The sequence below is a fragment of the Ketobacter alkanivorans genome, assembly GCF_002863865.1.
GTDB lineage: Bacteria > Pseudomonadota > Gammaproteobacteria > Pseudomonadales > Ketobacteraceae > Ketobacter > Ketobacter alkanivorans.
In genome coordinates, this window is sequence record NZ_CP022684.1 from 4,008,106 (window position 1) to 4,031,542 (window position 23,437).

Annotated in this window: 23 protein-coding genes; 9 read left to right on the plus strand and 14 right to left on the minus strand. The window is 53.1% G+C overall.

Features of this window, described 5'->3' with window-relative positions; all coding sequences use genetic code 11:
• The first annotated feature begins 117 nt into the window (after positions 1 to 117).
• The 8 genes from Kalk_RS17125 to tldD all read left to right on the plus strand — a co-directional run bounded on the left by Kalk_RS17125 (position 118) and on the right by tldD (position 11,111).
• Positions 118 to 1,155, plus strand: coding sequence for a rod shape-determining protein (locus Kalk_RS17125; protein WP_101895413.1), 1,038 nt, complete (start codon positions 118 to 120; stop codon positions 1,153 to 1,155).
• A 195-nt stretch (positions 1,156 to 1,350) separates the two neighbouring features.
• Positions 1,351 to 2,277 (plus strand): rod shape-determining protein MreC, encoded by a 927-nt coding sequence (gene mreC, locus Kalk_RS17130; protein ID WP_267892444.1) that lies wholly within the window; start codon positions 1,351 to 1,353, stop codon positions 2,275 to 2,277.
• Positions 2,267 to 2,755: a rod shape-determining protein MreD gene (mreD, locus tag Kalk_RS17135; protein WP_101895415.1), complete on the plus strand. Its 489-nt coding sequence runs from the start codon at positions 2,267 to 2,269 to the stop codon at positions 2,753 to 2,755. The genes mreC and mreD overlap by 11 nt, the downstream gene beginning before the upstream one ends.
• Entirely contained in the window at positions 2,751 to 3,356 is a 606-nt protein-coding gene (locus Kalk_RS17140) for a Maf family protein (RefSeq protein WP_199768097.1), read from the plus strand. The genes mreD and Kalk_RS17140 overlap by 5 nt, the downstream gene beginning before the upstream one ends.
• Entirely contained in the window at positions 3,356 to 4,828 is a 1,473-nt protein-coding gene (gene rng / locus Kalk_RS17145) for a ribonuclease G (RefSeq protein ID WP_101895417.1), read from the plus strand. Before Kalk_RS17140 ends, rng begins: the two co-directional genes overlap by 1 nt.
• A gap of 12 nt (positions 4,829 to 4,840) precedes the next feature.
• The gene (locus Kalk_RS17150; protein ID WP_158643553.1) at positions 4,841 to 8,833 is read left to right on the plus strand and encodes a YhdP family protein; all 3,993 of its coding nucleotides are present in this window, start codon (positions 4,841 to 4,843) and stop codon (positions 8,831 to 8,833) included.
• Positions 8,830 to 9,678 (plus strand): carbon-nitrogen hydrolase family protein, encoded by an 849-nt coding sequence (locus Kalk_RS17155; RefSeq protein ID WP_101895419.1) that lies wholly within the window; start codon positions 8,830 to 8,832, stop codon positions 9,676 to 9,678. The genes Kalk_RS17150 and Kalk_RS17155 overlap by 4 nt, the downstream gene beginning before the upstream one ends.
• Positions 9,675 to 11,111, plus strand: a complete 1,437-nt coding sequence (gene tldD / locus Kalk_RS17160; RefSeq protein ID WP_101895420.1) for a metalloprotease TldD — start codon at positions 9,675 to 9,677, stop codon at positions 11,109 to 11,111. Before Kalk_RS17155 ends, tldD begins: the two co-directional genes overlap by 4 nt.
• Before the next feature lie 24 nt (positions 11,112 to 11,135).
• Here tldD and yjgA read toward each other — a convergent pair whose 3' ends face one another.
• Positions 11,136 to 11,675, minus strand: coding sequence for a ribosome biogenesis factor YjgA (yjgA, locus tag Kalk_RS17165; RefSeq protein ID WP_101895421.1), 540 nt, complete (start codon positions 11,673 to 11,675; stop codon positions 11,136 to 11,138).
• Between the two features lie 69 nt (positions 11,676 to 11,744).
• Here yjgA and pmbA point away from each other — a divergent pair, with 69 nt between their 5' ends.
• Positions 11,745 to 13,073: a metalloprotease PmbA gene (pmbA, locus tag Kalk_RS17170; protein WP_101895422.1), complete on the plus strand. Its 1,329-nt coding sequence runs from the start codon at positions 11,745 to 11,747 to the stop codon at positions 13,071 to 13,073.
• A gap of 77 nt (positions 13,074 to 13,150) precedes the next feature.
• On the opposite strand, the gene Kalk_RS17175 is transcribed toward pmbA, so the two are convergent.
• From Kalk_RS17175 to Kalk_RS17235, 13 genes are all read right to left on the minus strand, one after another.
• On the minus strand, positions 13,151 to 13,585 hold the full coding sequence (locus Kalk_RS17175) for a type 2 periplasmic-binding domain-containing protein (RefSeq protein WP_233716687.1): 435 nt from the start codon (positions 13,583 to 13,585) through the stop codon (positions 13,151 to 13,153).
• Positions 13,586 to 13,599: 14 nt separating this feature from the next.
• Positions 13,600 to 14,829: a porin gene (locus tag Kalk_RS17180; RefSeq protein ID WP_101895423.1), complete on the minus strand. Its 1,230-nt coding sequence runs from the start codon at positions 14,827 to 14,829 to the stop codon at positions 13,600 to 13,602.
• A gap of 137 nt (positions 14,830 to 14,966) precedes the next feature.
• Positions 14,967 to 15,551 (minus strand): superoxide dismutase [Fe], encoded by a 585-nt coding sequence (gene sodB, locus Kalk_RS17185; protein ID WP_101896374.1) that lies wholly within the window; start codon positions 15,549 to 15,551, stop codon positions 14,967 to 14,969.
• A 154-nt stretch (positions 15,552 to 15,705) separates the two neighbouring features.
• Positions 15,706 to 17,064, minus strand: coding sequence for a magnesium transporter (mgtE, locus tag Kalk_RS17190; RefSeq protein WP_101895424.1), 1,359 nt, complete (start codon positions 17,062 to 17,064; stop codon positions 15,706 to 15,708).
• A 95-nt stretch (positions 17,065 to 17,159) separates the two neighbouring features.
• Complete coding sequence (locus tag Kalk_RS17195) at positions 17,160 to 17,432, minus strand: HPr family phosphocarrier protein (RefSeq protein ID WP_101895425.1); 273 nt, start codon at positions 17,430 to 17,432, stop codon at positions 17,160 to 17,162.
• 39 nt (positions 17,433 to 17,471) lie between these two features.
• Positions 17,472 to 18,323, minus strand: coding sequence for an RNase adapter RapZ (rapZ, locus tag Kalk_RS17200; protein WP_101895426.1), 852 nt, complete (start codon positions 18,321 to 18,323; stop codon positions 17,472 to 17,474).
• 12 nt (positions 18,324 to 18,335) lie between these two features.
• Positions 18,336 to 18,788 (minus strand): PTS IIA-like nitrogen regulatory protein PtsN, encoded by a 453-nt coding sequence (gene ptsN / locus Kalk_RS17205; RefSeq protein WP_101895427.1) that lies wholly within the window; start codon positions 18,786 to 18,788, stop codon positions 18,336 to 18,338.
• A gap of 46 nt (positions 18,789 to 18,834) precedes the next feature.
• Entirely contained in the window at positions 18,835 to 19,122 is a 288-nt protein-coding gene (gene hpf / locus Kalk_RS17210; protein WP_101895428.1) for a ribosome hibernation-promoting factor, HPF/YfiA family, read from the minus strand.
• 120 nt (positions 19,123 to 19,242) lie between these two features.
• Positions 19,243 to 20,865: an RNA polymerase factor sigma-54 gene (locus Kalk_RS17215; RefSeq protein WP_101895429.1), complete on the minus strand. Its 1,623-nt coding sequence runs from the start codon at positions 20,863 to 20,865 to the stop codon at positions 19,243 to 19,245.
• A gap of 187 nt (positions 20,866 to 21,052) precedes the next feature.
• Positions 21,053 to 21,778: an LPS export ABC transporter ATP-binding protein gene (gene lptB, locus Kalk_RS17220; protein WP_101895430.1), complete on the minus strand. Its 726-nt coding sequence runs from the start codon at positions 21,776 to 21,778 to the stop codon at positions 21,053 to 21,055.
• Positions 21,775 to 22,353, minus strand: a complete 579-nt coding sequence (gene lptA / locus Kalk_RS17225; protein ID WP_158643554.1) for a lipopolysaccharide transport periplasmic protein LptA — start codon at positions 22,351 to 22,353, stop codon at positions 21,775 to 21,777. The genes lptB and lptA overlap by 4 nt, the downstream gene beginning before the upstream one ends.
• Complete coding sequence (gene lptC / locus Kalk_RS17230) at positions 22,334 to 22,906, minus strand: LPS export ABC transporter periplasmic protein LptC (protein WP_101895432.1); 573 nt, start codon at positions 22,904 to 22,906, stop codon at positions 22,334 to 22,336. Before lptC ends, lptA begins: the two co-directional genes overlap by 20 nt.
• A complete protein-coding gene (locus tag Kalk_RS17235) occupies positions 22,906 to 23,436 on the minus strand; it encodes a KdsC family phosphatase (RefSeq protein WP_199767950.1) in 531 nt (176 codons plus the stop codon). The genes lptC and Kalk_RS17235 overlap by 1 nt, the downstream gene beginning before the upstream one ends.
• Position 23,437: the final 1 nt, after the last annotated feature.

Here is a 23,437-nt window from a genome sequence, read left to right on the forward strand (position 1 = left end):
GAACGGTTCGCTTGCCGAACAGTCTCTGCGCTGCTATTGTTCCCGCAATAGTTTAACTAAAGAAACTACAAAAATTCTCAGAACCAGTTAACCGCTCGATGGGTTGTCAATCCTTCTATGTTTAAACGTCTTCGTGGAATGTTCTCCACCGATCTATCGATCGACCTGGGAACAGCCAATACCCTTATTTATGTGAAAGATCGCGGAATTGTCCTGGATGAGCCGTCAGTTGTGGCCATTCGTCAGCAAAACGGTGCCAAAAGTGTGGCCGCTGTGGGAATGGATGCAAAGCGCATGCTGGGGCGAACCCCCGGTAATATCACCGCCATCCGCCCCTTGAAAGATGGAGTAATCGCCGATTTTCATGTGACCGAGAAGATGCTTCAGCATTTTATTCACAAGGTCCACGAAAACAGCTTTATTACGCCCAGCCCCCGTGTGCTGGTGTGTGTGCCTTGTAAATCCACGCAGGTTGAGCGTAAAGCCATCAAGGAATCCGCCCTTGGCGCCGGTGCCCGCGAAGTGTATCTGATTGAGGAAGCCATGGCGGCGGCGATCGGTGCGGGTCTTCCTGTGGAAGAGGCCAGCGGCTCCATGGTGGTGGATATTGGTGGTGGTACCACCGAGATCGCCATTATCTCACTTAACGGTATCGTTTATTCCGATTCAGTGCGTGTAGGGGGTGATAAATTCGATGAAGCCATCGTGACCTACGTGCGTCGTAACTACGGCAGCCTGATCGGAGAAGCCACCGCCGAGCGTATCAAGCAGGAAATCGGCTGCGCCTTCCCTGGTAAGGAATTGCTGGAGATTGACGTGCGCGGACGTAACCTGGCAGAAGGGGTGCCCCGTTCCTTTACACTGAATAGCAGCGAAATCCTTGAAGCCTTGCAAGAGCCTCTCTCCCAGATCGTGTCGGCGGTGAAAAGTGCGCTTGAGCAGTCGCCCCCTGAGCTGGCATCCGATATTGCCGAGCGTGGCCTGGTGCTGACTGGTGGTGGTGCCCTGTTGCGGGATCTGGATATGCTGCTGGCTGAAGAATCCGGTTTGCCGGTGATTGTTGCGGAAGATCCCCTGACCTGTGTGGCCCGCGGTGGTGGCAAGGCAATGGAGATGATGGACAAGAGTGGGTTCGACATGTTCTCGGTGGATTGATCCGCCCCGGCATTGGCATGGTGCAATCTATGCCTGTAAACAGTCTACGAAAGCCGGCCAATGGGTTACACTTGGTCGGCTTTTGTGTTTTAACCCTTTGACTCTGGCTGCAATGTTCTTGATGGCTAATGTGTTTTATCTCTTTCTCCCAGGTAGCGGCTTTGACGCCGGTGAGAGGGTGCTGTCATAAAACCAATTTTTGGGCAGAACACAGCAAATCGCTACCGTTTGATGCTTTTTAGCGTTATTTCGTTTGTTTTGATCTTTCTTGACCATCGTTTTGAGTTCCTCAATCCGGTGCGCTTTACCCTGTCTATCGCCACCGCCCCGATCCAATATGTGGCGGACATTCCGGCGGAACTGCTGTCCTGGTCGGAAAGCAGCGTGCGCTCACGTTCAGATCTGGAGGATGAAAACGCCCGCTTGCAGTCTGAAGTGCTGGTGTTAAAGCGCAGGGTGCAGAAATTGGCTTCTACCGTAGCCGAGAACACCCGACTCAAAGAGCTTATGAATGCATCCGACGTGGTGGACGATCAAGTATTGATCGCTGAGATCATTGGCGTTGATCCCGACCCCTACCGCCATGAGGCCATCGTCAATAAGGGCTCCGGGGACGATGTTTATGTGGGGCAAGCGGTGCTGGATGCCGAAGGTTTGATGGGGCAGGTGATTGAAGTGGGCCTGCTTTCCAGCCGGGTGCTGCTGATTTCTGATATCTCACACGGTATTCCGGTGCATGTGAATCGCAATGGTGTGCGTGCCATCGCCGTTGGATCGGGCAAGCTGGATCAGCTCAATTTGATTCATGTGCCCGATACGGCCGATATCGTGCGGGGTGATCTGTTGGTCAGTTCTGGCCTCGGCGGCCGCTTCCCGAAAGGTTATCCTGTGGGCGTGGTTACAAAAGTGGAGCACGATCCTGGCCAGCCCTTCGCATTGGTGGAGGCAAAGCCCATGGCCAATCTGGATCGATCGCGCCATGTTCTGCTGGTTTTTTCTGAGGAAAATCGAAAGCTTATGCCGTTGTTGTCTGGTCAGGCAGCACCCGCTCAGAAGCCAATCGCAACCGATAATCCAGAGGCGACACCTTCGCCAGAGAAGGAGGGCGTGAATGGACAGTAGAACCGCGTCGGACGGCCTGGGTGTTGTGATATTCAGTCTGGTGGTAGCCGGGGTGTTGACCGCAGTTCCATTGCCGGACTGGGCGAATGTGATGCGGCCGGCCTGGGTGCCATTGGTGTTGATCTATTGGGTTATCGCCATGCCCCATCGGATTGGCGTGATCAGTGGTTGGGGCACTGGCTTGATGTTGGATGCCCTTACCGGAGCAGTGTTGGGGCAGAACGCCTTGGCGCTGGGGTTGGTGGCATACGTTGCCTATGTTTTGCATATGCGGATCAGGGTGTTCCCGCTCTGGCAGCAATGTTTGTCTATTCTTGTGTTGGTGGGCACTTACCAATTAGTGAGTATATTGGTGATGCGTGCTGTCCAAATAACACCTTGGACTTTCTGGTACTGGGTATCAGTGGTGGTATCGGCTTTGGTATGGCCCCTGGTGAGTCTTGCGATGAGTTATTTGAGGGGCAATCGTGTCTATTGATAGAGTTTATTTGGCCTCATCGTCCCCCAGGCGGCGTGAGCTGTTACATCAGATTGGCGTCAACTTCACAGTGATGCACGCGGATGTGGATGAATCGGTGGGCGAGGGCGAGGCACCACTGGATTATGTGTGTCGTTTGGCTCAGGCCAAAGCGGAAGCGGTGTTGGCTAGGCTGCAGGTGGAAGGGTTGCAGTCGTGTCCGGTGTTGGGTGCCGACACCAGCGTTGTCCTTGGGCAGCAGATTCTGGGAAAACCAGAGAACGAAGAGCATGCGGTGGCGATGCTGATGATGCTGTCTGGTAAGACCCATCAAGTGATTACGGCGGTGGCCTTGGCAGAAGAAGAGCAAACCCGAATGGTGCATTCCATTACCGATGTCAGCTTCCGAGAGATAAGCGAACAAGAAGCCCATAATTACTGGTTAAGTGGTGAGCCCGCGGATAAGGCCGGTGGCTATGGTATTCAGGGCTTTGGTGCCATATTGGTCGAGAGGCTGTCAGGCAGTTACAGTGGTGTGGTTGGCCTGCCTCTATATGAGACCGCAAATTTGTTGAAGCAGGCCGATGTGCGCCTGTGGAAACGATCAGAGAAAACAGCGTAATGAGTGAAGAATTACTGGTAAACGTGACCCCGATGGAAACCCGAGTAGCAGTGGTTGAGAACGGGGTTGTGCAGGAACTGTTTTTGGAGCGCACAGCCAAGCGTGGCCTGGTGGGCAGTATATATCAAGGCAAGGTCGCCCGTGTATTGCCCGGCATGCAGGCAGCGTTTATCGATATCGGTCTGGAGCGGGCCGCGTTTTTGCACGCCAAAGATATCTGGCAACCTAATCGGCCGGAGGATAATGGCGACAGTACGCCCAATATTTCGGATCTGGTGGCAGAAGGCCAGCCCATTGTGGTTCAGATCACCAAGGATATGATTGGCACCAAGGGCGCGCGCCTTACGACACATCTTTCCATTCCATCCCGTTACCTGGTTTACATGCCCAACACTGAACACATCGGCATATCCCAGCGCATAGAAGATGAACAGGAGCGGGAAAGGCTGCGCGGCATTATGGACACGGTGCTGCAGGAACGGGAAGACATCCCCAAGAAAGGTTTTATTCTGCGCACGGCTGCCGAAGGTGCAGACGAGGACTCACTGCGGCGCGATGTGGACTTTCTGCGCCGTCTGTGGCGCTCGATCAGTGAAAAAATTGCCCGTGCCAACCCGGTAACGCTGATTCATCGTGACTTGGCTTTGGCCATGCGCACCCTGCGCGATGAGGTGCGGCCGGGGGTAGAGAAAGTGCGCATTGACTCCCGTGAAACTTACGGCAAAGTGATTGAGTTTGTACGCGAGTATATCCCTGATGTGGAAGCGTTAGTGGAGCACTACCCCGGTGAACGGCCGATATTTGATTTGTACAGTGTCGAACTGGAAATCCAGAAAGCACTGGCTCGTCAAGTGCCGCTGAAATCAGGTGGCCACCTGATCGTTGATCAGACAGAAGCCATGTCCACCATTGATGTCAATACAGGCGCATTTGTTGGCCATCGCAATCTAGAAGAAACCATTTTCAAAACCAACCTCGAAGCCACCCAGGCAATTGCACGGCAGCTGCGACTGCGCAATTTGGGGGGGATCATCATTATCGATTTTATCGACATGGAAGATCCTGAGCACCGCCGTCAGGTGTTGCGCATGTTCGAAAAGGCTCTGGAACGGGATCACGCCAAAACCAAAATCACACAGGTGTCTGAATTGGGGTTGGTGGAAATGACCCGCAAGCGTACTCGAGAAAGTCTTGCTCGGGTGATGTGTGAAGATTGCCCCACTTGCAGTGGTCGGGGTATTGTCAAAACGCCGGACACGGTCTGTTATGAGATCTTCCGTGAAATCCTGCGTCAGTTCCGTGCCTATGAAGTTGAATCTTTTTTAGTGATTGCCTCCCAGGCGGTGGTCGATCGATTGTTGGATGAAGAGTCTGCGAACGTTGCTGATCTCGAAATCTTCATCAAGAAAACCATTCGTTTTCAGGTGGAAACGCTGTACTCCCAGGAAGAATTCGATGTGGTGCTTATGTAACAGGAGCAGGTGGTGAAACGCCTTGCTGCCGGTGTCGCCCGGGTTGTGCTCAGCCTTTGTGTCGCGGTTCTCGTACTATGCGCTGTGTTTGTTGGTGTGGCTCGGGAGCTGGTTTACGAGATCGATGATTTCCAACCGCAAATTGTTGAGTTCATCAATCAGCAATCGGGTTTGCAGTTACAGCTGGCTTCAATTTCAGGCAGCTGGAAAGGTTTAGCACCACGTTTCACTTTGCATGATGTTTCTGTTCGCATGGCCACTTCCAGCGGTGAGCCTATGCTGGTTTCATCTATCGAGCTGGAAATTCTGTTACTAAAATCCCTGCTTAGTCTGCAACCGCGGATACGCCTTAGTGTGGATGGCGCACGGGCCACGGCGGTGTTCAAAGATCAGCATTTGGTGATGTCCGGTTTTGAGTCTTTGGCTGAACCGCAGCCCAGGCAGGCGGAAGATCAGGGTGAGTCAGCGTTGGATATTCTATTGGCGCAACCCAGGCTGAGTTTTTCCAATAGCCAGCTGCATGTTGATGGCCTATACGACGTACCGGTGACGCTCAGTGTACATCAGCTTCAAACCGAGGCGGGCCTCAGGCGTCGCTACCTATTAGGAGACTTCACCGCCCATGGTCCCAGTGATATTCACTTTTCTTTGAAAGGTCGGGTCCGTGGGTCTGTGCTGCGCCAGGGTTCTTTGAATGGTGGGCTGTTTGTGAATGTGGATGCGGCGGACTGGTACGCCTGGATACCTCAACAACACCGGGCGTTGCCCCAGGCCTCGTTAGAAAGCCTGCAGGGTGGCGCGCGGTTCTGGTTTAACTTTAAGGCAGGCGTTGCCGAAGAGATCGTCACGGATTTCAAAATCGACGATATCCGTCTCAACAGCAGCAACGATATTAAACCACCTCATATTCAGGATCTGGAAGGCAAAGCGCGATGGGCTTTACTGGCCAATAATGAGTGGCGCTTGGACCTTCAGGATCTGCGCTTGCAGACGGATCGGTTTCTGTGGATGCCCAGCGTTGTTCATCTGGTAGCAGGTGCCCAACCAGACGATACAACCAGATACCGTATTGTGGTGGATGATGTGGATATTGAGCCATGGGTTAATTATTACCTCGGCATCCAGTCTGCGGAAGACAAAGTACACCAGATACTCAGTAAGTTGCGCCCATCAGGCAAACTGCAGGAGGTCGCAGTGGAATTAATGGTGGGCGATAAACAGCTGAAAGATTATCGCTTTGCAGTGACTCTGGCCGGTTTTCAAAACCGCCCCTGGCAGTTTTACCCAGGCTTGCACGATCTTGAAGTGAGGGCCTGGGGTAAGAAAGGAACCACCCTGTTCAGCATTGACGAAGATTATCTGGAGCTGAATTACCCAAGGCTGTTTCGTGATGTCATCACGATCAATAGTGCTCATGCCCAATTGCAGTTGCAGGAATTAGACGATCAGTGGTTTCTGCAGTCTGGTGTCATTAATGCCAGCACCCGCGATGCCCGCGCCGCTACCCAGTTGTCATTGTCGATTCCGAAAGACAAAGCATTGCCTCCTTTTTTACAATTGCAGGCCACTCTTCGTGATGGTGACGGTAAAAACAAATCGTTGTATTTGCCTGCAGGGGTGTTGAGCGAGCCACTGCTGGCATGGCTGGATGATGCGATTATCGATGGCCATCTAATGCGGGGAGATGTTGTTGTGCATGGCCCTGCACGCTTGCATGATACAGAGCCTTTGGGGGTGCTGCTGGGGTTTACCGCTTCGGATGGTGTGTTGCAATTTCTGCCCGACTGGGAAGCGCCGGTACGTAATGGTGTGGCCGATGTGGTGGTGGACCAAGGCGAAGTGGATGCCAGGGTGTTACAGGCAAGCTATTACGGGCAGAGCCTCAAACAGGGCGCGGTGACTCTGCCGAAAATCAAGCAAGATACCCCTCATGTATTGAGTGTACGTGTTCAAACAGAAGGGCCTGCTGCCGAAGGATTCAGCATTCTGACGGGTTCACCGTTGCGCAGCTCCATTGGTGATTTTATAGATGACTTTTCTCTGCAGGGAGACCTTGCCGTTGATTTTGGTCTGGATATTCCCTTGCAAGCGGAGTTCAAAAACCAGATCAGTTCGGTTACCCGCGTTCAGCTTGAGAAAGGCACATTGAATCTGCAAAGCCAGAACATAACGATCAAAGATCTGACTGCCCAAGTAACGTTCGATCTGGCGAAAGGTCTTTCTGCCAAGACGCTGATGGGTAGGTTTCTTGGTGGGCAAGTAAGCGGGGCCATCAAAACCACCAAAAATACCCAGGGGGACACCACAGTATTGCAAATGCGTGGCAACACCAGCGTGGCTGCCTTGAATCAGTGGCGGCCTCTTTCGGTATTACAACCTGTTTCCGGTGCGCTGCGCTATGATGCAATGATCACGATACCGGTCGGCCCTCAGAAGCGCACACACGCGCAACCGCGACTGCAGATTAAGTCTGATTTAAAGGGGGTGCAGGTAGCGCTACCCGCTCCTTTCGGCAAGGTGGCAGCTCAGACGGTTCCCTTCAGCTTTGGGATGGGGTTGGGGGGCGTTCCCGTGCAGTTAGACGTACAATATGGCGACTACTTCAAGCTGTTAACCTCCAGTGGATCGGAAGGCGTCGAACGCAGTGCTTTGCATTTTGGCCCAGGCACAGTATCGCTGCCGGAACACAATATTGTCAGGGTGTCTGGTGTTCTGCCCCGTTTCGATGATGCCGAGTGGAGACCTGTTTTTGATAACATTAATACCACCGCGAACAAGAATAACGAGAACACAGATCCAGGTTTGTTATACCGATTGGATGACTCCACTCTGCGGGTGGATGATCTTACATTGACAGGGTACGCACTGGGCCAGACTGATCTGAAGTTGTTGCGAGGTGATCAGCAATGGCTGGTGTGGATTAACAACAGCATGGCAACCGGTAAACTGACATTCCCTGATTACCTGCTGGGCGTGCCTGAAGATTACGCTAAACAAACCATACCCATCGTTGTTGATCTTGAGCGTCTCCACATCGAAAAAAGTCAGAATGGTGTTGCGGAGGCCGAGCAGGAGCCGGTGCAGTGGCAGCCCGCTGATGTTTCTCCCAAGGCTTTTCCTCCTGTTGACATCACGCTGGGCCAGTTCACGGTTGGGGATGCCAATTTTGGCAGTTGGAAAATCAAGGCTACGCCTGTTACCAATGGCGTGAATATTCCTGACTTCAGTGCCAAAGTCGGTAAAGCTTCTTTAACGGGTAATGCGCAATGGTCGGAATCCATAACCGGTCAACGTAATACCACCGTTCAGGCTACGTTAGGCGCTAAAAACGTGGCCAATATTGTAAAGGCGATGGGTGGCACACCGTTCATCAGCAGTAAAACAGCAGGTGCTACGGGTGAGCTGAAATGGCCTGGTGCGCCTTTCGAATTTGCGCTGGGGAGAACCCAGGGCGATCTTTCCGTCAAGTTGCAAAGTGGCGTGTTTTATAATGTGAATTCCAATGCGGCAGGCAAGTTGTGGGGAGCGTTGAATTTCGAAACCTTATTGCGGCGTCTGCAGCTGGATTTTGATGATATCAGCGAGTCCGAGATGGTTTACGACGAGCTAAGCGGCAACATAGAGCTGGATAAAGGTATTTTGAACATCTCCCGTGTGAAGTTGAATTCACCGGCAATAAAGATGAATGCCAGTGGCAAGATTGATGTGGAGCGCAGTACCTTGGATGTGGGGTTGGATGTGGCGTTACCGGTAACCCGTAACCTCGTGCTTCCGGCTGCCGTGATCGGAGGGGTTCCTGCCGCTGCGACGGCCTACGTAGTAGAAAAAATGTTCGGTGAGCAGTTCGATAAACTTACAACCATTAAGTACGACATCAAGGGCACCTTTGACGAGCCTTTGGTGACGGTAAAGGATTCTTTCAGCATAATTCCCAAGCAAGTAGGTGAAGCTGTGATCAATAAAGACAAGGCCGAGATGCCACCCGCAGTAGAGGTTACACCGTGACCGTAGTGCGGGTGGCGGCTGTGCAAATGGTCAGCACCTTTGATGTAGAGGCTAATTTGCGCAGCGCAGAGCAGCTACTGACCCAGGCTGCAGATCAGGGCGCGTCGATGGCTGTGTTGCCGGAGAACTTTGCCGTGCTGGACAGCGACAACTTAATGCGCTGGGGCGAAGAGGAACGCAAAACCCGATTGTTCAGTCAGTTTCTGTCGCAGCAGGCGCGTAAACTGGGTATGCAGATTGTGGGTGGCACGATTCCTCTGCGTGAGCGGATGGATGGCAGTGGTGTAACCGGAAACCGCGTTACCGCATCATCGTTGTTGTTTGATGAGCAAGGTGAGCTGCAGGCGCGTTACGATAAAATCCACTTATTTGATGTGTCGGTGCAGGATCAGCAGGGTCAATATCTGGAATCCCGCGTGATCGAACCCGGCACTAAAACCGTCGCCACCCCGTCGGCCTGTGGTTTGCTGGGCCTGTCAGTGTGTTATGACCTGCGTTTTCCGGAGCTGTATCAGGCTCTGACTCATGAAGGGTGTGTTGCGTTTACCGTGCCCTCGGCGTTTACCTATCGAACGGGGCAGGCTCATTGGGAAACCTTGCTACGTGCTCGCGCTATCGAGAATCAGGCTTTTGTAATCGCTCCCAATCAGGGAGGTAAGCATTCTGAAAAACGTGAAACCTGGGGCCACAGTATGATTGTCGACCCATGGGGCGCTGTGCTGACACAGCGGGAGAGTGGTGCCGGTATCATCCTGGCGGATCTGGATATGGGCTGGTTGCAGGAAGTGCGATCTGCCATGCCCCTGCCGCAGCATAAACGACTTAAACGGGCGGAGCTTACATGAGCGACTCATTGTTGCAACAGGCACAACAGACTTTATGGCAACCGGTAGCATTGGGCGAAGCCGATTTGATCCGCGTAGTGGAATCCATGCTGGGCAAAGGTGCTGACTTTGCGGATCTGTATTTTGAAAAGACCCTCGCAGAATCCTGGAACCTGGAAGACAGCATCGTAAAAGACGGAAGCTTCAGCGTAGGGGGTGGCGTGGGAGTGCGTGCCCTATGTGGTGATAAAACCGGTTTCTCGTATTCGGATCAGGCAGATCTCCACTCCATTCAACAGGCAGCGGCGGCTGCAGCCAGTATCGCCAGTGGCACCGCGGCTAAGGTGAAGCCGTTGCTTACACCAAGCTGTCAGCAGCTGTACAGCGCCGTGAATCCGTTGGACAGTATTGATCGAAACCAGAAAGTGGCGTTGCTGCAGAAAGCGGATCAGTTGGCGCGCCAGCTCGACCCCTGTGTTGTGGACGTCAGCGTGAGCCTGTCGGGTGCTTGGAAAACCGTATTGGTATTGGCCAGCGATGGCACCTTGGCAGCGGATGTACGGCCCCTGGTGCGTTTCAGCGTGTCGGTGGTGTTGGAGAAAAATGGCCGCAAAGAGCGTGGCAATGGCGGCGGCGGTGGTCGCAGTGGATACGTTCAGTTTGATGATGATACGGTGGCCAGTTACGTAAACGATGCCATAAAAATGGCTCAAGTGAATCTGGAAGCGATTGATGCTCCGGCTGGCGCGATGCCGGTCGTGTTGGGGGCTGGCTGGCCTGGTGTGCTGTTACATGAGGCAGTGGGGCACGGTTTGGAAGGCGATTTTAACCGTAAAGGCAGCTCCAATTATTCGGGCCGTATTGGCACCAGTGTGGCGTCGCCGCTGTGCACCATTGTGGATGATGGCACCTTACCGCACTTGCGCGGCTCGCTTTCTATTGATGATGAAGGCACGCCTACCCAATACACCACCCTGGTAGAGAAAGGCGTGCTTAAGGGCTATATGCAGGACAAGCATAATGCGGGCCTGATGGGGCAGAGCCTCACCGGTAACGGGCGTCGCGAATCCTATGCCCATTTGCCTATGCCGCGCATGACCAACACCTATCTGCTGCCCGGTGAAGACGATCCCCAGGACATTATCCGCTCGGTGAAAAAAGGATTGTATGCCGTAAACTTCGGCGGTGGATCCGTGGATATCACCTCCGGAAAATTCGTGTTTGCCGCCAGTGAAGCGTATCTGATTGAAAACGGCAAAATCACCGCGCCGGTAAAAGGAGCCACCTTGATCGGTAACGGCCCCGAAGCCATGTCCAAGGTATCTATGTTGGGCAATGATTTGGCACTGGATAAAGGCGTGGGCACCTGTGGTAAGGATGGGCAGTCGGTTCCGGTTGGCGTAGGCCAGCCCACGTTGAAAGTGGATGAGTTGGTGGTGGGTGGAACCAACTGAGTTGTATCAAGCCGCTTCTGGCAATTAGCTGTTACCGCTGGCGTCCCGTAGAAAACGGAACAATTTTCGGGCATGGGTGGTACTGGTGTTATCGGGGTTTGTGGTGTTGCCTTGTTGCTCTTTTTTGGCATTGCGCACCAGTTGCCGCAGTTTTTGCGTATCCACCCCGGGGTAACGCTCGATGACCTCGCCGATGGACTTGTTATCCCCACCGATCAGGGTGTCACGCAAGGTTTCCAGTTCATGGAAGGCACGGGTATTGAGTGTGTGGGCATTATCAATCTCACTCAGGCGGGCCTCAATGGCGTCGGTATCGGTTTCACGCAGCACTTTGCCGATGTACTGCTTGTGGCGGCGCAGCCCTTCAAAATTTTTAATACGCTTACCTTCAGCAATGGCCATGGCGAGTTTGTCGCTCAAGGCAAAGCTTTGCAGCTGGTTATCACCCATTTCCAGCAAGCGTTCGCCTATTTTCTTGAGGCGTTCAGCTTCCCGTTTAATGGAAGATTTACTGGGGGGGAGATCGTCTTCGTCAAAAGACTCGGTATCGTCGAATTTGGCCATATCGGGAAGCGTTGCAGTTATACTGTGTAAAAAGCGAATTATACCACAGCTCTAAATCAATCACCGAGGATGTTGATGGATATCCAAGCCGAACTGCACACCTTACAAGACAAAATTCAATTAGCCCTGAAGTTGGCTGAACAAAGCCAGACCACCGCCGAAGTGGGGGCCTATCAGGATCAGGGCTTGTCGGTCAGCGTGCGTCAAGGCGAAGTAGACAAAGTTGAGTTCACCCGTAACCACGGTTTCGGTATCACAGTGTACCGAGGCAACAGCAAAGGCAGCGCGTCGACATCCGACTTTTCTGATGCAGCCATCGAGCGCGCGGTGCAGGCAGCACTGGACATCGCCCATTATACCGCGCCCGATGAGTGTGCGGGTTTGGCAGAGCCCGAGCACATGGCACAACAGATTCTTGACCTGGATTTATACCACCCTTGGGATCTGACGCCGCAAAAGGCCATCACCATGGCCCAAGCGTGTGAGGCCAGTGGTTTGTCGCAAATGAATATAAAAAGCAGCGACGGTGCTCAGGTAGGCAGTTCCAACTCGGTGCGGGCCTATGGCAATAGCCATGGGTTACTGGTGGCCTACCCCCAAAGCCGCCATGGTATCAGTTGTGCCCTGATTGCAGCGCAAGACGATAAAATGGAGCGGGGCGGTTGGTCTTTCAGCCATCGGGTGGCAGATAAACTGCAGGATGGTGCATACGTAGGGCTGAAGGCCGCAGAGCGTGCCACTCGCAAGTTGGGCAGTCGAGCTATACCCACTGGTGAGTTCCCGGTGATGTATGCGCCTGAAATTGCCGGAGGCTTGCTGGGGCATTTCATTGGGGCCATCTCCGGTGGCAGCTTGTATCGACATTCCTCTTTTTTGGAAAACAGTCTGGGGCAGCAGGTGTTTCCTGATTGGATGACGATTTACGAACAGCCGCACTTACTGCAAGGGCCTGCCAGTGCGCCCGTCGATGGTGATGGATTGGCCACTTATAGTAAAAGTTTTGTGGAGCAAGGAGCGCTCAGCAGTTATGTGTTGGGCACCTATGCCGCACGCAAGCTGGGCATGAACAGCACGGCGAATGCAGGTGGTGTGCGTAACCTTCGCTGTACGGCCACTCACAGCCTGGAGGATTTGCTGGGCATCATGGGTACAGGCTTGTTGGTTACCGATGTGATGGGGCAGGGAGTAAACCTGGTCACCGGACATTACTCGCGCGGAGCGGCGGGGTTCTGGGTGGAGAACGGCGTTATTCAGTTTCCGGTGTCTGAAGTGACCGTGGCCGCAAACATGCGGGACATATTTCTCAACCTGCGCGGCGTGGGTGAGGATGTTGATGCACGGGGTAATGTACAGGTTGGATCTATTCTGATTGATGCCATGATGGTGGCTGGTAAATAATATGCCCGGCCAGTAGGGCGGGCGGAAAAAAGAAAGCCCCTCGTAGGAGGGGCTTGGTTTGCATCGTTACCGCATGATCAGAAGGTGGCGACCACTTTCACCGTGTCATCCACGGCACCCGCATCAATGTAGCCGATGGTATCGGGGTTGCGGGATACCAGCTCTTTAACCTCAGCATCGGTTTCCACCACCTTGGGGGGGATACCTTTGCCGGTAAAGATCAGGCGTGACCAGTAAGACTTCATTTGTGACTCATCTTTACCAACGGTGGATTCCAGAAATTTTACCCTGAGCTCGGTGCCTTCGCCGCGATCCAGTGCAATGGCGCTTTGGCCGTTGGAAAATTTCTTGGATTTGCCCAGATACAGCTTGGCGATATCGTCGGCCTGCAGGCTGGAATCGTTTGCCGGGTGAACAATAACAGCAATTTCCGCCAAAGTGATGCTTGATCCCAACATCGCTATCATTAAGACAGCTAACTTTGCAGTGGAAGTGAATATACTATTCATCATGGTACTTTCCTCCCTTAGAAGACGATGTTGGTCGCAACGGCGATAGATTGTGGTTTTGTATTGTCCGTTTTGTTATCAAGTTGATTGAGCTCTACTTTGATCGCTGCGGATGGATGGAAATTATAGCGTACGCCTATACCCATACCCTCAGAGTCCTTTTCACCTGAGAATACGTCTGGTAATCCAGCAAGAATGCCCGCTCTCGCACCATCTAGCGCTGGGACGCCTGTGATTGGGGCGGCATTGGCGAACTTCTCCACTTCGTCGGTTTTAGCGTTGTAATTATACTTCTCATAAGTGCCAAACACGGTGAATTGGTTGATACGGTATCCTGCAGATATATACCATGTGTCCCTGTCTTCCAGCGGTGCGTCATCTATCCTGACTTGTGTGTATTCGGCAACGGCAATGATATTGTCGTAGTCCGCAGAAAAACCGATGCCGGCGAATTGTGCCATGTCTTGGTCATATACAACTTTATCTGCAGTGTCGTCCAGGGTACCGGCCTGGTAGCCGGGTACGGCCAAGGCTAAGCCGGCGTCATAATCTTTGATTCCCTGGCTAAGCGTCGCGAGATCATCTACTGGTATATCAACTCTTGAGGTGAAGTAGGCGATACGGGCAGTAAACCAGTCGTAATTCACGCTCCAAGCACCGCCTACTTGGTTCAATATTCTGATTCTGCTTTCGTTCGTCCCATCGCCATCTAGATCGACGTCAGAATCCGACCTTCCGACCATCACGGTAACGCGAGAACTCCAATCTCCGATCTCGGTTAGATAGTCGAGAGTAATACCGTCCTGATTCTCAAAGCCCAGATCGTATACAGCCTGGGGAGGCCTAATCCAATGGTAAGCGTATCCGATATCCAGAAAATCGGAATACATGAAGTAGGGTACTCTCGAGCGCCCGGCTTTTAGTGAAAGTTCGTCGCTGATTTCGTAAGTGAGGTATGCCCAGGTAACTTTGGCATCGTAATCTTCATTACCTCTACCTACTATTTGACCAGTAATGGATAAGCCGTCGTCCAGGTCACCGCGGAACTGAATGCCATAATTGGTTTCTGGGGAAAAGCTTAAATCTTCATCGTAGCCATACAAACTACCATCTTCTGAGTCGCTAATCATTTGCCCTGCCACAATGTTGGCGAAGCCATCTATCCGGAGTTCCGTTGCCATGGCTGACCCGGCAGCGAGCCCCACAGCAGCAGCCAGCAGGCTGACCTTAAAGGTGTGTTTTTTCATCCTTTGCTCTCCTTGTTTTCGTGCAAATAGCTAAACACCTTTATAAGTTGTAGCTGATATGTAAAAAAATGCACAAAAAAAAGGCTTGCACCACTGATTTGGTGCAAGCCTTTTTGTAAAGCGCTGGAGGCTAGGCGTTACTTAGCGAAGTTTTCGTTCGCAAAATCCCAGTTCACCAGATTCCAGAAGCCTTCCAGGTATTTTGGACGGGCGTTACGGTAATCGATGTAGTAGGCGTGCTCCCACAGGTCAACAGTGATCAGCGGGGTGACACCGTCTTCAGTGATCGGGGTGCCAGCATTGCTGGTGTTGACGATGGCCAGTGAGCCATCAGCCTTTTTAACCAGCCAGGTCCAGCTGGAACCGAAGTTGTTCACGGCTGAATCGTTGAATTTGGCTTTGAAATCGGCAAATGAACCGAAAGCAGCATTGATAGCGTCTGCTACTGCACCAGTGGGTTCGCCGCCGCCATTGGGGCTGAGGCTGTGCCAGTAGAAGGTGTGGTTCCAGATCTGGGCTGCGTTGTTGAATACGCCGCCGGAGGAAGTCTTGATGATGTCTTCCAGGCTTTTGCCTTCGTATTCGGTGCCGGGAACCAGTCCGTTGAGTTTATCAACGTAAGTCTGGTGATGCTTACCGTAATGGAATTCCAGAGTTTCTGCAGAAATGGTCGGTGCCAGCGCGTCTTTTGCGTAAGGCAGTTCAGGCAAAGTGAAGGCCATGTTCATGTCCCCTCTTAAGTTAATGGTTGTCTCTACACACGGTTTAGAGGCAACACTTTAGCAGATTACTAGGGTATTTGTCAGACCTGTTGAGCGGCTAGCGAATTGATTTTTCTATTAAATCCATAGCTTTTGGCTATGAGAGGTGGTGTGGTTAGGTGTAGTAGAGTGTGGCCAGGCCAAGAAATGAGCAAAAGCCCACTACATCGGTCACCGTGGTTAAAATAACCCCGCCCGACAAAGCGGGATCGATGCCCATTTTATCCAATAGCATCGGCAGAGAGGCCCCGGCCATGGCGGCAATCAGCAGGTTGATGATCATCGCGGTGGCAAGTACGGCACCCAGCATGATGTCGTTAAACCAGAGGGTGGCAATGGTGCCCACTACGGCTGACCATAAGATCCCATTGAGAAACCCGACGGCCATCTCTTTGCTGATCAGCCAGCGAACGTTGGCTGATCCTACATGCCCTAAGGCCATGCCGCGAATGACCAAGGTGAGGGTTTGGTTGCCAGCGATGCCACCCATACTGGCGACGATGGGCATGAGCACGGCGAGCGCCACGACTTTTTCCAGTGTGCCTTCGAACAGGCCGATCATGTAGGAGGCGAGAAACGCAGTCAGCAGGTTGATGCCTAACCACACTGCGCGGCGGCGGGTGGTTTTCCATACAGGGGCGAAGGTGTCTTCATCCTCATCCATACCGGCCATGCTCATGAGGGAGTGGTCGGCACCTTCGAGGATAACGTCGACTACGTCATCGATGGTGATTCGGCCCAGCAGCACACCGTTATCATCCACCACCGGTGCGGTGACCAAATCCTCTCGTTCGAATGTCTGCGCTACTTCTCGGGCCGGGGTGGATGCGGGTATGGCTTTGGCATCGGTGTTCATTGCCTCGCGCACACTCATGCCGGGATCTTTGATCAGCAGTTTGGTGAGTGGCAGAATGCCGACAAATTGCCCGGTGCGATTGACTACGTGCAGGTTGTCAGTGGTGTCCGGCAGGGATTCATGGCGGCGCAGGTAACGCAGCACCACATCCAGCGATATGTCCGGGCGAATGGTGATGATGTCGGTGTCCATAAGGCCACCGGCAGTGTCTTCGGGATAGCCCAGGATGGTTTCGATGCGGTAGCGGTTTTGATCATCCAGTGAATCCAGTACCTGCCGCATGACGGTTTTGGGCAGTTCCTGCAACAGGTCGGCGAAGTCATCGGTGTCGAAGCCTTCGACCAGGCTGACAATGTCCTCTGTGTTGCGATGACGCAGAAAATGGGCAGCCAGTTCTTCATTTACGTATTGAAGAACTTCCCCTTCGTCTTCTTTGTCGATGAGCTGCCATAGCAGGTTACGGGCCCGCAACGGTGTGGATTCGATGAGCCTTGCCACTTCAGCCGGTGACATGCCCCGCAGCATGCGCCGAATTTCATCAAAGGCTCCGCTGTGGAGTGCATCCAGAAAGGCATGGAGCTGATCTTGGGTTTCATGGCTGGTTTGTGATTTGGCCACTGATCACCTCCTGTTGCTGGTATGTTAGGGTAGAGGGTATTCCTGAATTGGGTGGGCCATTCTAGCGAGTTGTGGATAAGATGACCAGAAGGAGCTTATTCGTCTTCGTCGAAGCGGTTGTTGATCAGGGTGGCCACGTGATCCCAGGCTTCTTCTGCGTCGGCACCTTTGATGGTGATCTGCAGTTCGGTGCCCTGACTGGCCGCCAGCATGAGAACAGACATGATGCTTTTGGCGTCGGCTTCTTGCCCGCTGCGGTTCAGTATTATTTTGCTTTCGAAGCGGGAGGCTGTGCCCACCAGTTTGGAGGCGGCGCGGGCGTGCAATCCCAGTTTGTTGATGATGGTAATGGATTTTTCCAGTTTCATAGTGGCTCACACAATTACAGCAGCCCTGATTAAAACAGCTTACAAGTCCCGGTGTCTAGCCTGAACATTGCCAAGGCGCGTTTTGAAGTACTGACACAGTTGTTCTGTGACGTACACTGAGCGATGTTGGCCTCCGGTGCAGCCAATGGAAACGGTCATGTAGCTGCGGTTGTTGGCAGCAAAGCGGGGCAGCCAGGTTTCTAGAAATGTGGTGAGGTCGTGCACCATCTCGGTTACCGGTTGATGGCCTTGCAAAAATTCCTGCACGCCTTGATCAAGGCCGCTTTGGCTGCGCAGCTGGCTGATCCAGTGTGGGTTGGGCAGGCAGCGCACATCGAATACCAGGTCGGCATCGGTGGGAATGCCATTTTTGAAACCGAATGACTGGAACAGTATGGCCATGCCATCCTGGTTTTCGGCCACTCGCATTTTGATTTGGTCGCGCAGTTCGTGCAGGGTGAGGTTGCTGGTGTCGATGATCAGGCTGGCGCTTGATGCTACCGGGTTCAGCATTTCCCGTTCGCGCACAATGGCTTCTTTGAGGGTGTTGGTGTCGTTACTGATGGGGTGGCGGCGACGGGTTTCGCTGAAGCGTTTTATCAGTGCTTCATCTCCGGCGTCCAGGTAGATAACCTGACTGTCGATGCCGTCTGCGGTTAGCTCTCGCAATACGTTGGGGAGTTTTTCCAGCTGGGTTACGCTGTTGCGGGCGTCTATGCCAATGGCAACTTCTTCGATGCGGGGGGCAGTGCGCGTTGCCAGCTCGCTCATCAGATCCCGCAACAATGTGACGGGGAGGTTGTCAACGCAGTAGTAGCCGATGTCCTCAAGCACGTGTAATGCAGTGGTTTTTCCTGATCCGGAGCGACCGCTGATTACGACCAGCTTCATGGCATATTACCTTTATACGGGAGTGACGAGGGCATCGTAGATGCTATCGGATGAATGTGCATTGCGCAGTGTGTTGCGGCGTGTTTCATCGTTAAACATGGCGGCGATTTTGGCGAGAACATTAAGATGTTCTTCATGCGCATCTTGCGGCACCAATAACACAAACAGCATGTCCACGGGTTCGTGATCAATGGAGTCGAAATCCACGCCACTTTCGAGTTTGATGAAGGCACCTATAACGTTGTTGCAATGCTGTGCACGGCAATGGGGGATGGCGATGCCTTTGCCCAGGCCTGTGCTGCCAAGCTTTTCCCTTGATATAAGACTGTCGAACAATTCGTTGGGGTCCAGTTCGGGGTACTGCTGGGCAATAAGCCCAGCAGCGGTTTCCAGAACTTTCTTTTTGCTGCCGCCAGGTACGTCTTCAAAAACCCGTTGCGGACTGATGATTTCAGCAAGTTCCATCGTTATCAATTAACCTTATTACAACCTTTGGAGTTAATCGCCTTGTTTACCAGCTCTTGGATTTTTCTTTGTGCTTCAGCACTTGGCGATCAAGTTTGTCGGTCATCATGTCGATGGCCGCATACATGTCTTCGGATTCGGCGTTGGCAAACAGGTCAGCGCCTTTTACATGAATTTTTGCTTCGGCTTTTTGTCGGTTCTTTTCGACACTCAGGATGGCTTGGATGCTGGTGATGTCGTCGGTATGGCGTTCGAGTTTTTGCATTTTATCGGCAACGTAGTCTTTCAGTGCGTCCGTAACGTCTACGTGATGTCCGCTGATATTGATTTGCATAGGCCACTCCTTAATCGTGGTTTGTTTTACTGCAACCCATTGGCTGGCGCGTTTGGGTTTGGTATAGCATCGGCCAGAAGGGCACCGATGATGTTCAACTCTGTATTCTATGACCAGAGGTCAAACCAATCGTTTCCTTTCATTGGAAGGGGGAATCATCATAGCCTCGCGGTATTTGGCGATCGTGCGCCGGGCAACCTTGATGTCCTGTTCCTCCAGTATGTTGGCAATTTTACTGTCGCTCAACGGTTTTTTTGGATTTTCTGCTGCAACCAGCTTCTTGATAATGGCGCGAATGGCGGTGGATGAACATTCGCCCCCCGAGGCAGTGCTGACGTGGCTGGAGAAGAAGTATTTCAGCTCAAATATGCCGCGGGGCGTATGCATGAATTTCTGTGTGGTTACTCGGGAGATGGTGGATTCGTGCATGCCTACGGCTTCGGCAATGTCGTGTAAAACCAATGGCTTCATGGACTCTTCGCCCTCTTCCAGAAAGCCGATCTGATATTCGACGATCTTGGTGGCTACTTTCAGCAGGGTTTCGTTACGGCTTTGTAAACTTTTGATAAACCAGCGGGCTTCCTGCAGGTTGTTTTTGAGGAAGGTGTTGTCGCTGCTGTTGTCGGCCCGCTGTATCAGGGAGGCGTAGCCACTGTTTACTCGCAGGCGGGGGGTGGCCTCCGGGTTCAGTTCTACTCGCCAGCGGCCTTTGTCTTTGCTGACAATGACATCGGGGATGACGTATTGGGTGTCATCGGATTCAATGCTGCTGCCTGGGTAGGGGTTCAGGGCCTGGATCAGCTCGATGGCGGCTTTTAAACGGGTTTCTGATAGCTTGCCCTTGCGCATGATGGTGGCAAAGTCGCGAGAGCCGAGGGCATCCAGAAACATTTCCACGACCAAAATAGCGTCTTCTCGGGTTGGGTCGCCTTTTGGCTCCTGTTTGAGCTGGATCAGCAGGCATTCCCGCAGGTCTCGGGCGGCCACACCGGGGGGATCAAATTGTTGAATGCGGTGCAGTACGGCCAGCACTTCTTCCAGTGAGATGGCGCTGCCGTCGTCGCCTTCTTCGGGTTCCAGTTGGATGCCCATGGCTTCCAGTTCGGCCTGCTGCAGGCGTACCAGGTCTGCCACTACGTCCTGCTGGGCGAGTACGCCGTCGCGGATGTCCTCTACGGATTGGGTGAGATAGCCTTTGGCATTGACGCCTTCAATGATGGCCATGGCGATCATGCGGTCCATGTCGGACATGTTGGTCAGGTTCAGCTGCCACATCAAGGAGTCATAGATTGATTCCGGGGCGCTGTTACGGCTGTCATAGTCGAAGTCATCGTCGTCGAAGCTGGTGCTGCCACCGGAACCTGCGGTGCCGTCGTATAAGGTATCCCAGTCGCTGTCCACGGGCAGCTCGCCGGGCATTTCTTTGCCTTCCAGGTCGACGGGGGCATCTTCGTTGGTGGTTGAGCTGGCTTCACTGCTGTCGCTGGACTGGGAAAAGTCCACGACAGGTTCTTTTTCGTTGGTGGTTTCGGTGCTTTTGTCGCTGGTATTTTGTTCGCTTGTGTCGCCGCTGTCGTTATCCGATCCTGACTCATCCACATCAAGTAGGGGGTTGGACTCCAGTGCTTCCTGAATTTCGGTTTGCAGATCCAGCGTGGAGAGCTGTAGCAAGCGTATGGCCTGCTGCAGCTGGGGCGTCATAGTAAGGTGTTGACCAATTTTGAGCTGTAAGGTTGGTTTCATTGATACCTAATTCAACTTCTTCAACGACCAGTTTTAGTGGGGTGTCACGGCCTTGTTGACGTTTTAGGCAGCCAATTATTGGCCTGTTTTCAACAGCTTAGTTGGGCCGTATTTCAACTGCGATGCTTTAATTGTAAGAGCAGTCAGCCCGCAAAGCAATTTACATGCCTGAAATTACTTAGAACTTTTACATATGAAATTGGTTGCCCAGATAAACCTCGCGTACTTTCTGGTTTTGCAGGATGAGTGAGGGCTCACCTTCGGCGATAATATGGCCCTCACTGACGATAAAGGCTTTCTCGCAAATGTCGAGGGTGTCCCGCACGTTGTGGTCGGTGATCAGTACGCCCAAGCCGCGATCCCGCAGATGGCTGATAATCTGTTTAATATCCGCAACGGAAATGGGGTCGACCCCGGCGAAGGGCTCATCCAGCAGGATGAAGGCGGGGTCGGTGGCCAGTGCCCGTGCGATTTCTACCCGGCGGCGCTCACCACCGGACAGGGCCATACCCTGGGATTCGGCAATGTGGCCAATGTGGAACTCCGCCAGCAGTTCGTCCAGTTTGGCCTGGCGCTGCTTTTTGTTCAGGTCTTTGCGTGTTTCCAGAATCGCCATGATGTTCTCTTTTACCTTGAGGCGGCGAAAGATGGAGGCTTCCTGGGGCAAGTAGCCGATGCCTTTGGCGGCGCGCCCGTGCATGGGCAGGTGGGTGATTTCGGTATCGTCTATCACGATGCGGCCTTTGTCTTGGGGGACTATGCCGATGATCATGTAGAAACAGGTGGTCTTACCGGCACCGTTAGGGCCCAGTAGCCCGACGATCTGGCCACTTTCGATGGTGATGGAGACATCTTCCACCACGGCGCGACCTTTGTAGCTTTTGGCTAGATTGGATGCTGTCAGGCGGCTCATGATGCAGGTATGGCCTTTTCTGTTGGGGCGGGAGCAGGCGCTGTTTGCGGTGCAGGCTCTGCCGCCGATGGCAGAATCATTTCCACTCGGCCTTTTATGTCGCCGGGCTGGTGATCCTGGGTCTGTCCCAGTGCTTGCAAGCGCTGGCTTTGGATTTCGTAAACGATCTCTTCGCCGCGAAAGATGTTTTCGCCTTGCACGATGGAAGCCTTGCGTTTTAGCAGGAGTTTCTGATCGCGCACCATGTAATCGATGTTTTTGGCTTTGGCGATGACTTCCGCCTGGTTGGGCTCGGGTACCTGTGAGAACAGGGCGGGATCACCTTCAGCCATAACGATATCCACTTTGCCGTTTTCGGTTCTGATTTTCAGGGAGTCGGCAGCGATGCGAAGGGTGCCCTGAGTCAATACCACGTTGCCGGTGTAGAGTGCGGTGCCGTCTTTTTCGTCAATTACGGCGGTGTCTGCGACAATTTTCAGCGGCTGTTGGCGATCGCTGTCCAGCGCCTGTGCCACGGGGGCTGCGCTTAGCAGGATCATCCAGCAGGTCAGCTGTTTAAGATTTTTCAGGTTCATAAATACTGGTGACTTTGTGGCGTAACGTAATTCGGTTGTTGGTAAGGTCTGCATCCAGCCCGGTTGCCTCTATATAGACGCCGCTTTGCCTGATCACGACTTTGTCGTCGGTGGTGGCGTAGGATTCCCGCGGATAGAGTATGAGGGTTTCTGTTTCCAGTACGGCGGCTTCCCGCACGCCCTGCTGAACAACGGTAACATTGCCGGAGAGGTTCAATTTGTTGGCTTCGTTATCAGAGGTGGCGCTGGCAGCGCTGGTTTTCCAGGATTCTTGTTGCTGCTCAAAGAAGGTGATGGTGGGTTTGACCATCAGGTTGCGATTGCTGGCAACGTACTGAAGCATGGATTCTGCATCCAGCAGAAACTCTTTGTTGCCGTGTTTGTCGTAGCTGTGCTGCTGCAATTCTATGGCGACCATGTCGGGTTGGTCGTAGGTGGTGCTTGCATGCTGTTTGGGGCTGAACCACTGATCCCATTTCATGTAGGTGTAGGTGCCCACCACGAAAAGTGCTAGAAACAAGCTGCTTAGAATCAGTTGGTTTTGTTGTTTCATCAGCTCAGATAGGGTTCCAGAATGGAATTGAGGTTACCTTGGGCCAGCATCAGCCAGTCACAGAATTCTCGCACCGCTCCGTCGCCACCTTTGGCTTCGGTGATAAGATCTGCGTGTTGTCGCACGATAGGCAAGGCATCGGAGACCGTGACGCCCAGCCCCGCCAGTCGAATGGCGGGCAGGTCGGGTAGGTCGTCGCCCATGTAGGCTACCTGATCTACACTCAGGCCTTCTTGTTGCATGAGTTCCTGCAGTGCGATTTTTTTGTCTTCGCGACCCTGAATCAGTTTGCCGATTTTTAAGTCGCGGGCGCGGCGGTTCACCAGCTCTGAGGTGCGGCCGGTGATGATGGCCACTTCCACACCAGAGTCTCGCAGTAACTTCAGGCCCAGGCCGTCTTTTACGTTGAAGGCTTTGATCTCATCGCCGAGGCTGGTGAAGTAGAGGCGGCCATCGGTCATGATGCCATCAATGTCAAAGGCCACCAGTTTGATGGCTTGGGCTTTGCGTTGCAGCTCTTCGGTCATCATT

What these genes read in the sequence shown, in the direction of transcription:
- Kalk_RS17215 (WP_101895429.1), bottom strand. Translation starts at nt 20,865, where the DNA reads ATGAAACCAACCTTACAGCTCAAAATTGGTCAACACCTTACTATGACG.
- mreD (WP_101895415.1), top strand. Translation starts at nt 2,267, where the DNA reads ATGGACAGTAGAACCGCGTCGGACGGCCTGGGTGTTGTGATATTCAGT.
- lptB (WP_101895430.1), bottom strand. Translation starts at nt 21,778, where the DNA reads ATGAGCCGCCTGACAGCATCCAATCTAGCCAAAAGCTACAAAGGTCGC.
- hpf (WP_101895428.1), bottom strand. Translation starts at nt 19,122, where the DNA reads ATGCAAATCAATATCAGCGGACATCACGTAGACGTTACGGACGCACTG.
- lptA (WP_158643554.1), bottom strand. Translation starts at nt 22,353, where the DNA reads ATGAACCTGAAAAATCTTAAACAGCTGACCTGCTGGATGATCCTGCTA.
- ptsN (WP_101895427.1), bottom strand. Translation starts at nt 18,788, where the DNA reads ATGGAACTTGCTGAAATCATCAGTCCGCAACGGGTTTTTGAAGACGTA.
- tldD (WP_101895420.1), top strand. Translation starts at nt 9,675, where the DNA reads ATGAGCGACTCATTGTTGCAACAGGCACAACAGACTTTATGGCAACCG.
- Kalk_RS17235 (WP_199767950.1), bottom strand. Translation starts at nt 23,436, where the DNA reads ATGATGACCGAAGAGCTGCAACGCAAAGCCCAAGCCATCAAACTGGTG.
- Kalk_RS17180 (WP_101895423.1), bottom strand. Translation starts at nt 14,829, where the DNA reads ATGAAAAAACACACCTTTAAGGTCAGCCTGCTGGCTGCTGCTGTGGGG.
- sodB (WP_101896374.1), bottom strand. Translation starts at nt 15,551, where the DNA reads ATGGCCTTCACTTTGCCTGAACTGCCTTACGCAAAAGACGCGCTGGCA.
- rng (WP_101895417.1), top strand. Translation starts at nt 3,356, where the DNA reads ATGAGTGAAGAATTACTGGTAAACGTGACCCCGATGGAAACCCGAGTA.
- Kalk_RS17125 (WP_101895413.1), top strand. Translation starts at nt 118, where the DNA reads ATGTTTAAACGTCTTCGTGGAATGTTCTCCACCGATCTATCGATCGAC.
- rapZ (WP_101895426.1), bottom strand. Translation starts at nt 18,323, where the DNA reads ATGAAGCTGGTCGTAATCAGCGGTCGCTCCGGATCAGGAAAAACCACT.
- Kalk_RS17195 (WP_101895425.1), bottom strand. Translation starts at nt 17,432, where the DNA reads ATGAAACTGGAAAAATCCATTACCATCATCAACAAACTGGGATTGCAC.
- lptC (WP_101895432.1), bottom strand. Translation starts at nt 22,906, where the DNA reads ATGAAACAACAAAACCAACTGATTCTAAGCAGCTTGTTTCTAGCACTT.
- Kalk_RS17175 (WP_233716687.1), bottom strand. Translation starts at nt 13,585, where the DNA reads ATGATGAATAGTATATTCACTTCCACTGCAAAGTTAGCTGTCTTAATG.
- pmbA (WP_101895422.1), top strand. Translation starts at nt 11,745, where the DNA reads ATGTTGATGGATATCCAAGCCGAACTGCACACCTTACAAGACAAAATT.
- yjgA (WP_101895421.1), bottom strand. Translation starts at nt 11,675, where the DNA reads ATGGCCAAATTCGACGATACCGAGTCTTTTGACGAAGACGATCTCCCC.